Origin of the sequence: Roseobacter sp. MED193, assembly GCF_000152965.1 — a bacterium.
Lineage (GTDB): Bacteria > Pseudomonadota > Alphaproteobacteria > Rhodobacterales > Rhodobacteraceae > Pseudophaeobacter.
The window spans coordinates 3382162-3394633 of record NZ_CH902583.1; the positions used below are offsets into that span (position 1 = coordinate 3382162).

Below are 12472 nucleotides of genomic sequence, written 5' to 3' on the forward strand. Positions count from 1 at the left end.
CAAATATTCTCGCCGAAGGCGAAACTTATGCGCGTGGTATCAAACATGCGCCACCTCCATGCCATGTGCCCCGCCCATCATCAGGCCGATCTCTTCTACCGTCAGACCCTCGGCTGGGCGCGGAGCCGACAACCGGCCCTCATTAAGCGCGGCAAAACTGTCAGAGATTTCCATCAACTCGTCCAGATCTTGGCTGATGCAGATAACAGCGGCTCCACCTGCGGCCAGATCCAGCAGGGATTGGCGAATAGCGGCGGCAGCCGAGGCATCGACGCCCCAGGTTGGCTGGTTTACCACCAGCACTTCTGGGCGTTGCAGCACTTCACGCCCGATGACAAATTTCTGCAGGTTGCCCCCTGAGAGAGAGCGTGCGGCATTTTCTGGCCCTGGCGTGCGCACGTCAAATTCCTTTATCACGCGTTGCGCGAAGTCTTTGGCGGCGGTCCATTTTAGGAATCCGTTTTTCACCAGACCCTCGCGGGTGGCCCCGGTCAACATGGCGTTTTCGGTCAAGCTCATATCCGGCGCTGCAGCATGGCCCAGGCGTTCCTCGGGAGCTGCCAAAACACCAAGCGCGCGCCGCGCAACAGGTCCCAGTTGCCCAATGGGCTCCTGGCCGAGCTTCACGGCATCCGGTTCCGTCAACACTTCGCCGGATAGGACCGACAGCAATTCATCCTGGCCATTGCCCGCGACGCCGCCAATCCCAAGGATTTCACCCTGGCGCACAGTCAGATGAACATTGCGGAGCGCCGTTCCAAAGGCCGAAGGCGAGGGCACCGACAGGCCAGAAATATCCATTGCTACGTCGCCAAAATCACGCTTGCCGCGCTTTGGTGGAGTTAGCGCCGCGCCAACCATGAGTTCCGCCATCTCGCTGGCCGAGGTTTCCGCCGGGATGCATTCGCCCACATTTTTGCCCAATCGCAGAATGGTGGCATGGTCACAGAGGGTGCGGATCTCTTCCAACTTGTGGCTGATATAGAGGATCGAAGTGCCCTCGGCCCGCAGCTTCTCCAGGGTTTGAAACAGGATTTCGACCTCTTGTGGGGTCAAAACACTGGTGGGTTCATCCATGATCAGCAGCTTTGGATCCTGCAACAGGCAGCGAATAATTTCGACCCGCTGACGTTCGCCAGCCGATAGGTCGCCAACCGTGCGATAGGGATCCAGAGGCAACCCGTAGGCTTCGGAGACTTCGCGAATTTTTGCGGCGAGATCCCGCATGGCAGGCGGGTTTTCCATGCCCAAAGCAATGTTTTCCGCCACATTCAGTGCGTCAAACAGCGAAAAATGCTGAAACACCATCGCGATGCCATCGGCGCGGGCTTGACGGGGCTCGCTGGGGGCAAAGGGTGCACCACGCAGGGTCATTTCCCCACTGTCGGGTTTCACCAGCCCATAGATCATCTTTACCAGCGTGGATTTCCCCGCGCCATTTTCGCCGAGCAAGGCATGCACCTCGCCGGTGCCGATATCAAAGGAAACCGTGTCATTGGCCACGACGCCAGGGTAGGCCTTGGTCAGACCCTTCAGGCTCAAGAGTACCTCAGTCACGCGCGCCGCTCCTCTTTCATCTCATTGTCGGCGGCCCGCGCCAGCAGCTCTGCCGCGACGCCGACCGCAATCATCTGCGGGTGTTTGCCCAGAGCGGGGGTGCCGATTGGACAGGTGATGCGGGCAATCTCGGCAGGGCCGTGACCCAAAGCTGCCAATCGGCTGCGAAACCGCGCCCATTTGGTAGCCGAGCCAATAAGCCCCGCGAAGGAAAACCCATGTAATAGCAGTGCGTGGCATAGCGCCAGATCCAGCTCATGGGAATAGGTTAACACCAGATGTTGTGCATTTACCGGCGCGTGACGCAGCAGCAGCACCGGATTTGTGGCGGGCAATTTGGTGACAGCGGGTGGAATATGTGCCGGAAACCGGGTGGGCGCCGTGTCCACCCAGGTGATGGACAGGTCCGGCAAAGGGGCCAAAACCTCCACGAGCGCGCGACCCACATGGCCAGCCCCCCAGATCCACAGATCTATCTGTGGTTTATGCACTGGTTCCAGCATCCAATGCTCCATCAGTTGGGGCTCAGGGCGTTGCCCCTGGGCCCTCAACCGCGCCATCAGGCGCTTCATCGCCAAGGGGGGAGCCGGTGCGGCCTCCGGTGAAACGGGGCGCAAAACGGTCTCAGTATCCAGATGCGCCAGATCTACACTTTCATAGGTCTCGCTCAGCAAAGTGACCGATCCTCCGCAACATTGGCCCAGGTCGGGACCCAAGGCATGGGAGGTGAGGCGCGATTTCTGGGTTTGCTTGCGCGCCTCTTCTGCCGCTTCGAACTCCAGCGCACCGCCGCCAATGGTGCCGCTTTGCCCCTCGCCCCAAACCAACATGGCTGCGCCGACTTCTCGCGGAGACGAGCCGCGAATTGCGGCAATGACAACACGGGTGACACGGCCATGGGCCGCAACAGCTGCCTGCAAGGCCCCAAGATCAAAGCTCATTGCTGACCTCCCGTGCCCTGCGCCAAACCTCTTCGGCAGTGGCAGGAGCATCGAGCGCTGGGTAGCTTTGACCAAACTGCGCGACTGCATCGCTGAGCGCCAGCCATGCCGAGATCCCCAGCATGAAGGGCGGCTCTCCTACCGCTTTGGACCGGTAGATGCTGTCCTCGCGGTTTTCCCCCTGATAAAGCGCGACATTGAACACATCGGGGCGATCAGAACAGGCTGGGATCTTATAGGTGGACGGCGCATGCGTGCGCAGCCTGCCGCTGTCATCCCAGATCAGCTCTTCCGTGGTCAGCCAGCCAGCGCCTTGCACATAACCGCCCTCTACCTGGCCAATGTCCAGATCCGGGTTCAGGGATGCCCCTGCATCATGCAAAATATCGCAACGCAGGATGCGGTTTTCGCCAGAGCGCCTGTCCACCACCACCTCGGTCAGCGAGGCGCCATAGGCAAAGTAGAAAAACGGTCTCCCCTGGCCCTTGATGCGATCCCATTTCAGGCTTGGTGTCTTGTAAAATCCCGTGGCCGAAAGACTGATCCGCCCCTCATAGCATTGCTTTGCCGCCTCGTTAAAAGAGATTTCTGCGGCGCCAATACGCACCAGGTTATCGGCAAAGACAATCGCGCCCACATCTGTTTGATGGCGCTGGGCCAGAAACTCGGCCATGCGGTCGCGGATGGTGTCACAGGCTGATTTCACGGCCATGCCGTTTAGATCCGACCCAGAGGAGGCTGCGGTTGCAGAGGTATTGGGCACCTTGGCAGTATCGGTGGCAGTGATCATGATCTTGTCCATCGAAATTCCGAACCGGCTGGCGGCCACCTGAGCCACTTTCTGGAACAGGCCCTGTCCCATCTCAGTGCCACCGTGATTCAAATGGACAGAGCCATCCTGATAGACATGTACCAAAGCGCCCGCTTGATTTAGGTGGGTCAGTGTAAAGGAAATTCCAAATTTGACCGGCGAAAAGGCAAGCCCACGTTTCAGATCAGTTTGCGTGGCATTCCAGGCTGCAATCTCAGCCCGGCGCGCTGCGTAGTCGGCGCTTTCCAACAGTTGGCCGGTCAACTCGTGCAATTCAAAATCACTGACCTCCATACCGTAGGGCGTGGTGTTGTCGGGTCTATTCACCTTTGCAGAAATATTCCGGGGGGAGGTCGCAGACCGGGGGGCAGAGCCCCCTGTTAACGGCACGTCAGGTGCATCGTAATAGTTGCGCCGTCGCAGCTCGACCGGGTCCAGCCCAAGGTCAAAGGCGATGTGATCCATAACGCGTTCGATCCCTACCATACCCTGCGGCCCCCCAAAGCCGCGATAGGCGGTGGCACTTTGCAGGTTGGTCTTCAGCCGGTGGCTCTCGATGCGGACAGCGGGGATTGCATAGGCATTGTCACTGTGCAGCATCGCCCGGTCAGCCACAGGCAAGGATAGATCCTGCGCCCAACCGCAGTTGACCAGATGGGTGAACTCGACTCCATGCAGGCGGCCCGTCGCGTCATAGCCCGCTCGATAGCTGATCCGAAAGGCGTGGCGCTTGCCAGTAATCACCATGTCATCATCGCGGTCATAGCGCATCTTACAGGGCTTGCCGGTTTGACGGGCCGCTACAGCACAGGCAACGGCCAGGGCATTGCCCTGGCTTTCCTTGCCACCAAATCCACCGCCCATCCTGCGGATCTCGACCCGCACAGCATGCATGGGCAGGCCAATGGCCTCGGCCACCTTGTGCTGGATCTCGGTTGGGTGCTGGGTTGACGAATTTACCAGCATGCCACCATCTTCCTGCGGCAGCGCCAGGGCGGCCTGACCTTCCAGATAGAAATGCTCCTGTCCGCCCAGCTCAAAGGTACCTTCAACCTGATGCGAGGCCTGTGCGATGGCCGCCGCAGCGTCGCCTTTTTGATAGATCCGGGGACCTTCTTCAAAGCGGCTGTTGGCTTCCAGGGCGGCATCCAGGGACAGCAGCGCCTCTTGTTCGGTATATAAAACCGCCGCCTTGCGCGCGGCGACGCGGGCCGCGCGATGGCTGCGTGCCACCACTAAAAACAGCGGCTGGCCCAGGTAGTGCACCGTGCCATCCGACAGCAGCGGCTCGTCATGAATGGAAGGCGAGACATCATTGGTAAAGGGCAGGTCGGCAGAAGTCAGCACCGCCACCACGCCGGGGCTGGATCTGACAGCTGACAAATCCATTTCAGTGATACGCCCCTTGGCAATCGTCGACAGGCCAAAGGCCAGATGCAGTGCATCGCGTGGCAGAGCTGTGTCATCGACATAGCGGGCCTTGCCTGTCACATGCAGTTTTGCCGCGTCATGGGGCAGGGGTTTTGCAACACTCATAGCTGAACCTCCAGCACCGATTGACTATTGCCCGTGATGTCACTGTAGTAGCGCCCCAGCATGTTGCGGGCGGTTTCGAGGCGATACTCTGCCGAAGCCCGCATATCCGTCATCGGGGTGAAGTCTTGGCTCATCTTAGCGGCGGCTGCCGTGACTGTCGCTTTGCACCAAGGCTGGCCCAGAAGAGCCTGCTCAACATGGGCGGCGCGTTTGGGCGTGCCAGCCAATCCACCAAAGGCCACATGGGCTTTCGCTACGTTGCCATCGGCTAGGGTGACATTAAAGGCGCCAAGTACGGCAGAAATATCCTGATCAAACCGCTTGGACAATTTGTAGACGCGCAGACGGTCTGGCTGGCGTGGGATGCTCACCGCTTCGACAAATTCGCCCGGTTGGCGATCCTGTTTGCCATAGGCGATGAAAAAATCCTCTAATGCGATGTCGCGGCGGCTATCGCCCCGGCGCAGGTGCAACCGCGCGCCCAGAGCAATCAGCGCAGGGGGATTGTCCCCGATCGGAGAGCCATTGGCGATATTGCCGCCAATCGTGGCGGCTGCTCGCACCTGCTGGCTGGCAAAACGGCGGATCATTTCCGCATATGACGGATGCAGTGGCGTAAGGGTCTCGCGGATCCGGTTCATATCCACCATGGCGCCAAAGCGGATCTCACGGTCGCTGATTTCGATTTGCTTCAGATCTTCGCAGCCGTCGAGGAAGATCATCTCTCCCAGATCGCGCAGCCCTTTGGTAACCCAAAGGCCGAGATCAGTGGCACCAGCTACCAGCCGCGCCTCGGGCTTGGCGGCATAGAGTGTCGCCAATTCATCGCCAGAGCGCGGCAGCATTCCTGCTTTGGAGGCTTGCGGCAGCGGGTCCTCGCGGATCCACTGAGGCACTGGCTGATCAGCAGCTGCCTCAGCAGCGCGAATGATCGGCGCATAGCCGGTACAGCGGCAGAGGTTCCCGGCAAGTTGCACATCATGATCCGTCGCGCCGTTCTTATGGGCGGTGACCATCGACATGACAAAGCCCGGTGTGCAAAATCCGCATTGACTGCCGTGATGGGTGATCATGCTCTCTTGCACGGGATGCAGGGTGCCATCGCTATCGGCTGCGCCTTCAACGGTGCGGATGGATTTTCCGTTCAACTGTGGCAAAAACAGAATGCAGGCGTTTAACGGCTTTGAGCCTGCCTTGTCGGTCACCATCACGGTGCAGGCGCCGCAGTCGCCCTCGTTACAGCCTTCCTTGGTGCCGGTCATGGCGCGGTCTTCGCGCAGAAAATCAAGCAGTGTGGCCGAAGGATCCAGATCCTTGAGCACAACCTCTTCACCGTTCAGATGAAAGGTGATTGTCATCGTGTGAAACCCGTCGCCTTACGTGAACCACCCCTGATGCCATGCCTTCGATGCGACGTAGAAAACCTGGCGGGCCTTTGCATATGCTTGCTGAGAATAACCTACGAAGCACTGTCTTGCTCTGGCAAGAAAAAGCGACTCTGGCCCGCAGCATTCTTTCGCGCAACAATATTGCTGTGTGCAGGTGAAAGCCCGTTATTTTTAAAGAGGTTTCCAAGAGGAACTGCACTGAAAATTCCCATGCTCGATAAGACTTTCAAATCTGGTTTGATAATGTCTTATGTTTTTGCAGGGTCGTAACGGTGCTATATGCAGCGCAGTGCTGGGCGTTTGATCACTTCTGCGCCACTTTGAAAAGCCAGTTTTTGCGCTGAAGGGATGACACTGCAGTAAGATCGGCTCTTATCCTTGCAGGGGGGATAGGATAGCTTGGGGCTCATGACAAATGCTCCTCGATTCATTCACCTGCGTAGCCATACGGAATATTCCCTGCTTGAAGGTGCTTTGCGCCTGAAGAAGCTGCCAGATCTGTGCAAAAAGCACGAAATGCCGGCGATCGCAGTGACCGATAGCAACAACCTGTTCTCGGCGTTAGAGTTTTCGGTCTCTGCCAGCAAAGCAGGGGTGCAGCCAATTGTTGGCTGTCAGATTGATCTGCGTTTTGTCGAGCCAGCGCCTGGGGAACGCCCCCAGCCGCCTGCGCCACTGGTCCTACTGGCGCAAAGCGAGGCAGGCTATGAGCACCTGATGAAGTTGAACTCCTGCCTTTATCTGCGTCAGGGCAGCGAGTTGCCCTATGTGACGTTGGAGGACCTGGCGACAAACGCGGGCGATGTAATTTGCCTGAGCGGTGGGCCAGATGGGCCGGTGGGGCGGCTGCTGCGCCAGGGGCAGCGTCCGGCGGCCGAAGAGTTGATGCAGCGGCTGAAAGCAATCTTTGCCGACCGGCTCTATGTCGAGTTGCAGCGCCACCCCGGCGAGGATGGCCAGCCTGAGGCCGAAAAATTGAGCGAGCGCGGCCATGTGGAAATGGCCTATGCCATGGATCTGCCATTGGTGGCCACCAATGACGTCTATTTCCCCAATACCGAAATGTATGAGGCCCATGACGCGATGATCTGCATCGCCGAAGGCGCCTATGTGGATCAGTCCGAACCGCGCCGCCGTCTGACCGCACAGCATTACTTCAAAAGCCAGGAAGAGATGGTCGCGCTGTTTGCTGATCTGCCTGAGGCGATTGAAAATACGGTTGAAATCGCCAAGCGTTGCGCTTTCAAGGCCTATCTGCGGGATCCCATCCTGCCCAAGTTTGCCGATGACGAGGTGGCCGAGCTGCGGCGCATCGCCAACGAGGGGCTGCAGAATCGCCTGGCGGTAATCCCGCACGCGGTGAGCGTCGAAGAATACCAGGAGCGGCTCGACTTTGAGCTGGGCATCATCGAGGGCATGGGCTTTCCAGGCTACTTCCTGATCGTTGCCGATTTTATCCAATGGGCCAAGGATCATGACATTCCGGTGGGGCCCGGGCGGGGCTCGGGTGCGGGCTCTTTGGTGGCCTATGCGCTGACAATTACGGATCTTGATCCGCTTCGCTACTCGCTGCTGTTCGAGCGGTTCTTGAACCCGGAACGGGTCTCGATGCCCGACTTCGACATCGACTTTTGTATGGATCGCCGCGAAGAGGTGATCAAATACGTGCAGGAGAAATATGGCCGCGACAAGGTGGGCCAGATCATCACCTTTGGTGCGCTGCTGTCCAAGGCGGCGGTGCGCGACATGGGGCGGGTTTTGCAGATGCCCTATGGCCAGGTGGACCGTCTTTCCAAGCTGATCCCGGTAGAAGGCGTCAAGCCGATGTCTATCGTGGACAGTCTGAAGGAAGAGCCGCGCCTGGCCGAGGAGGCCAAAAACGAGCCAGTGGTGGACCGCTTGCTGAAATACGGCATGCAGGTCGAAGGACTGCTGCGCTCGGCCGGTACGCACGCGGCGGGTGTTGTGATTGGGGATCGTCCGCTGGATGCGCTGGTGCCGCTCTACCGCGATCCGCGCTCGGATATGCCTGCGACCCAGTTCAACATGAAATGGGTGGAACAGGCCGGGCTGGTCAAATTCGACTTTTTGGGTCTGAAGACCCTCACGGTTATTCAGAACGCGGTGGATCTGATCAAACAGTCTGGTCGCGATCTGCATGTGGCGGCGGATGGCACCCCGCTCTATGAGCCACCGACAGGTGCGGTGAACGAGATCAACGCCATTCCGCTGGATGATAAGCCCACTTATGATCTTTATTCTTCGGCCAAGACGGTGGCGGTGTTCCAGGTGGAATCCACCGGCATGATGGATGCGCTAAAGCGGATGAAGCCGACCTGTATCGAAGATATCGTCGCCCTGGTGGCGCTATATCGTCCGGGCCCGATGGAGAACATCCCGACCTATTGCGAAGTGAAAAACGGCCTCAAAAAGATCGAGTCCGTGCATCCGCTGATTGACCATATTCTGGAAGAAACGCAAGGAATTATCGTTTATCAGGAGCAGGTTATGCAGATTGCCCAGGTGATGGCGGGCTATAGCCTGGGCGGCGCTGACCTGCTGCGCCGCGCCATGGGTAAAAAGATCAAAGAGGCGATGGACGCTGAGCGTCCCAAATTTGAAAAGGGCGCGGGCGAAAATGGCGTGCCTGCCAAAAAGGCCTCCGAGGTTTTTGACCTTCTGGAGAAATTTGCCAACTACGGCTTCAACAAATCGCACGCTGCGGCCTATGCGGTGGTCTCTTATCAGACCGGCTGGCTCAAGGCGAACCATCCGGTGGAGTTCATGGCAGGCGTCATGAACTGCGATATCCATCTGACGGATAAGCTGGCGATCTATTTTGAAGAGGTGAAAAAGGGCCTCGGGTTGCCCTATGTGCCGCCCTGTGTGAACCGCTCGCTGGCCACTTTCAATGTGGTCAACGGCGAATTGGTCTATGCGCTGGGCGCGCTGAAAAACGTCGGTGTTGATGTGATGCGGCTGGTGGCTGAGGCCCGCAATGACGATGGTCACGAACGCCCCTTCGTCAATATCTTTGACTTTGCCCGCCGGGTGAATCTCAAGAAGATCGGCAAGCGCCCGCTGGAGATGCTGGCCCGCGCCGGCGCCTTTGATCAGCTGGATCGCAACCGCCGCCGGGTCTTTGACAGTCTCGAAGGGCTGGTGAATTATTCTAACGCTATCCACGAGCAGAAAAACTCCAATCAGGTCTCGCTCTTTGGTGAAGCGGGGGATGATCTGCCCGAGCCGCGTCTGGCCAATACCCCCGACTGGTTGCCAGCCGAGCGCCTGTCGGAAGAGTTCAAGGCGATTGGCTTCTATCTGTCTGGCCATCCGCTGGACGATTATATGCCCGCGCTGAAGCGCAAGGATGTGATGACCCTGGATGAGGTCATGGTGAAGGCCGAGCGCGGACCATTCCTGGCCAAGATGGCGGGGGTTGTTGCCGGACGGCAAGAGCGCAAATCGGCGCGTGGCAATCGGTTTGCCTTTGCGCAGCTCTCGGACACCACCGGCGGCTATGAGGTGACGATCTTCTCGGATGTGCTGGAAAAGGCGCGCGAGTACCTCGACACCGGTTCCAAGGTGGTGATCACCGCCGAGGCCACGATGGAGAGCGACCAACTTAAACTGCTGATGCGCTCTGCCGGGCCGGTGGATGCAGCGGTGGCTGATGCCGGACGGTCCTCATTGCGGATCTACCTGGATGATGCGGCGGCGATCAGCACGGTGGCAACGGTGTTGGAAGACGCCAAAAAGGCCGCCCGCAGCGCCAGCCCCGGAGAGATCTACCTTTACCTGCAGGATTCCGATCTGCCGGGCGATGTGGAAATGAACCTGGGTGCAATGTTCCCCATCAACCCGCAGATCAAAGGTGCGCTGAAGTCGCTAGAAGGGGTGATGGAGGTCGAGGAGATTTGATGCCTGCCCTCTCAATCTTAAAATTTCACCTAACTTTATTAGGGTGTTGATTTTGTTTAGAAGTTTTTCTTCCCTAGTCCTGTTTCTATTCGCATCTTTTGCTGCTGCTGAAGAGCAAATGCCCGACCAGAGATATTTGACAAACCGATACGTCGTTCAAGACGTGAATGTTCCGACTCTAACCTATTGGGGGAATGACATTTCCGTTGAGTTAGTTGGCGACGTTCCTCATGAGATTGCATTTGCTGAGGTGTCACGTCTAAAGTTTTTGTCTGAACATGCTGACATAGCTGTGCGAATGGCTGGGTCTTCTGAAAAATGGTTTTCCTCCAAAGGCCAAGTTAGCAGCGACGCAAACTATGTGATCCATTTTGCGGATCTTTCGTCTACGAAACCAGAGAAAGACAGCCTGCTTTTTTAGGCAAAGATCAAGTTGATTTGGAAGAATCTCACCCCAACATTAGAACACTATTTGAAGCGGGGTTAACTTTTTATGGGCCTGCTTGCTATGGTAGTTGGAAGGTGAGCATAGACAACGTTGCTCGGGCAAATGTCATAGTTGTCGACACAAGTGAACCTGTCAAAATTCAACTTGATTGTTTGAAATTCTCTATCCCGTTTCCATTGGGTGTTCAGCCTGATGTGACAACGATAGGATTTCAGTTTTCCAGAGAGCAAACGCCTGATACTCGACCTGTATTCATTGATGAAAGTGAGATTGTGCTACAGTTGCGACTCTCCGCGTATTGTCGAAACGTGTTAAACCAAAACTCACTAGAATGTCCGATGCAACTGTTTGGCCAAGTGTTGCGTGTTCACAAAGATCTTCTGTCAATCGCATTAAGTCCTGTGCATTGACTAGGCTCTACTACTGCCTCGGCCATGGATCACTTGCCTCAATCAGGTTTCCTCGCAAATTAGCACGGCCGATCCGTCAGCCAGCGTAAAACAGCTGAAAGACTGCGATCATAAGGCCGACAAAACAATGGGAAACCAACGAAGGCCGGAATCAGTAGTGTGGTGGGCGCTCGTCGCCGAAGACATGCGCGCCACCACCGCCTTGCTCGCGCCCGGCTTCGCGCTCCATCAGCATGCGCACCCGCTTGGAGAGCCGGTCGATCTCCGTCTGTTGGCTGGCAACCACGTCACTCAACTCGTCAACGGTGCGGGTCAGATGGGCGATTTGTTCTTCCAAGGCTTGCATTTCATTCTCCATAGCTGCGCAACGTCATATGCCGCTTCCTCTTGCCGGTCCATGGCCAAGACGCGCAGGCTGGAGTCAAATGATGTCAATGAGCTGCAGAGGGGGAACGATGTCCGGGATTGAAGATGCAAAACCACTGGTAGAGATCAGTCAGCAAGACGGCGTCATGACGATTACCATATGCCGCCCTCAGATGCGCAATGCGGTGAACCCAGCCACAGCGCGGGCGCTGTATGCGGCGTTCTTGCGGTTCGAGGCCGATGAGACCGCGCAGATGGCGGTGCTAACCGGAGAAGGCGGCTATTTCTGCTCTGGTTTTGATCTCAAGGCAGCTGGTGCAGGGGGCTCGGATGAGTGGTTGGCGTCGCTGGACCTTGAGGCAGATTGGCGCGACCCGGTGGTCGACCCGCGCCCCGGTCCGATGGGACCGTCGCGCCTGATGCTGTCAAAGCCAGTGATCGCCGCCATTGAGGGGCCCGCGGTTGCAGGGGGCATGGAGCTGGCGGCCTGGTGCGATATACGTGTCATGGCCGAAGATGCCTTTGCAGGGGTTTATTGTCGTCGTTGGGGGGTGCCTCTGATCGACGGTGGCACCGTGCGGCTGCCGCGTATCTTGGGACAGGGGCGTGCCAATGATCTGATCCTGACGGGCCGTACCCTGCCAGCCGAAGAGGCCTATCGAATGGGCTTTGCGGATCGTCTGGCGCCCAGTGGCGAGGCTTTGGATATGGCGCAGGCCCTGGCGCAGGATCTCACCCGCTTCCCGCAGGCCTGTATGCGGGCGGATCATCTGTCGACGCGGATGCCCTCGCAGCATCTGGCCGAGGCCCTGCGGCGCGAATGGCGCTCAGCCAAGGCTTTTGTCCAAGAGGGCCGTACCGGGGCGCAGCGCTTTGCCGAGGGGCTGGGGCGGTCGGGCGATTTTTCGCAGATCTGACAGCGGGACTGGACTGGGCCTGTAAAAGGGGGAAGGCCTGTCACTCAGCTGTTACGCATAAGATCTAGGCAGCCCCCGATTGCTGTGCCTCTGCGCTGCCGTTGAAGGGGCAGGGGCGAACCTGTCGCCTTGCCCATAGGCACGGCTTGGGCTAGACCGCGCGGCGAGTAAATGACC

Annotated in this window: 7 protein-coding genes; 2 read left to right on the forward strand and 5 right to left on the reverse strand. The window is 57.9% G+C overall.

Annotated elements, in window-relative coordinates; translation table 11 throughout:
* Window positions 1–39: 39 nt before the first annotated feature.
* The 4 genes from MED193_RS18645 to xdhA are packed head-to-tail and all read right to left on the reverse strand — an operon-like array spanning window position 40 to window position 6203.
* Entirely contained in the window at window positions 40–1557 is a 1518-nt protein-coding gene (locus MED193_RS18645) for an ABC transporter ATP-binding protein (protein WP_009811325.1), read from the reverse strand.
* Window positions 1554–2498, reverse strand: coding sequence for a xanthine dehydrogenase accessory protein XdhC (xdhC, locus tag MED193_RS18650; RefSeq protein WP_009811326.1), 945 nt, complete (start codon window positions 2496–2498; stop codon window positions 1554–1556). The genes MED193_RS18645 and xdhC overlap by 4 nt, the downstream gene beginning before the upstream one ends.
* Window positions 2488–4845: a xanthine dehydrogenase molybdopterin binding subunit gene (xdhB, locus tag MED193_RS18655; RefSeq protein WP_009811327.1), complete on the reverse strand. Its 2358-nt coding sequence runs from the start codon at window positions 4843–4845 to the stop codon at window positions 2488–2490. The genes xdhC and xdhB overlap by 11 nt, the downstream gene beginning before the upstream one ends.
* Window positions 4842–6203 carry a xanthine dehydrogenase small subunit gene (gene xdhA / locus MED193_RS18660; RefSeq protein WP_009811328.1) on the reverse strand — a complete coding sequence of 454 codons (1362 nt, stop codon included), beginning with the start codon at window positions 6201–6203 and terminating at the stop codon, window positions 4842–4844. Before xdhA ends, xdhB begins: the two co-directional genes overlap by 4 nt.
* A 438-nt stretch (window positions 6204–6641) precedes the next feature.
* Between xdhA and dnaE the strand changes: the two genes are divergently transcribed.
* Window positions 6642–10154, forward strand: a complete 3513-nt coding sequence (dnaE, locus tag MED193_RS18665) for a DNA polymerase III subunit alpha (protein WP_009811329.1) — start codon at window positions 6642–6644, stop codon at window positions 10152–10154.
* Window positions 10155–11163: 1009 nt separating this feature from the next.
* Here dnaE and MED193_RS18675 read toward each other — a convergent pair.
* A complete protein-coding gene (locus tag MED193_RS18675; RefSeq protein WP_039967050.1) occupies window positions 11164–11358 on the reverse strand; it encodes a SlyX family protein in 195 nt (64 codons plus the stop codon).
* 109 nt (window positions 11359–11467) lie between these two features.
* Between MED193_RS18675 and MED193_RS18680 the strand changes: the two genes are divergently transcribed.
* The gene (locus tag MED193_RS18680; RefSeq protein ID WP_009811332.1) at window positions 11468–12295 is read left to right on the forward strand and encodes a crotonase/enoyl-CoA hydratase family protein; all 828 of its coding nucleotides are present in this window, start codon (window positions 11468–11470) and stop codon (window positions 12293–12295) included.
* The last annotated feature ends 177 nt before the right edge of the window (window positions 12296–12472 follow it).

Excerpts from the sequence above, each read along its gene's own strand:
- xdhC (WP_009811326.1), bottom strand. The coding sequence starts at position 2,498 with ATGAGCTTTGATCTTGGGGCCTTGCAGGCAGCTGTTGCGGCCCATGGC.
- xdhB (WP_009811327.1), bottom strand. The coding sequence starts at position 4,845 with ATGAGTGTTGCAAAACCCCTGCCCCATGACGCGGCAAAACTGCATGTG.
- xdhA (WP_009811328.1), bottom strand. The coding sequence starts at position 6,203 with ATGACAATCACCTTTCATCTGAACGGTGAAGAGGTTGTGCTCAAGGAT.
- dnaE (WP_009811329.1), top strand. The coding sequence starts at position 6,642 with ATGACAAATGCTCCTCGATTCATTCACCTGCGTAGCCATACGGAATAT.
- MED193_RS18675 (WP_039967050.1), bottom strand. The coding sequence starts at position 11,358 with ATGCAAGCCTTGGAAGAACAAATCGCCCATCTGACCCGCACCGTTGAC.
- MED193_RS18680 (WP_009811332.1), top strand. The coding sequence starts at position 11,468 with ATGTCCGGGATTGAAGATGCAAAACCACTGGTAGAGATCAGTCAGCAA.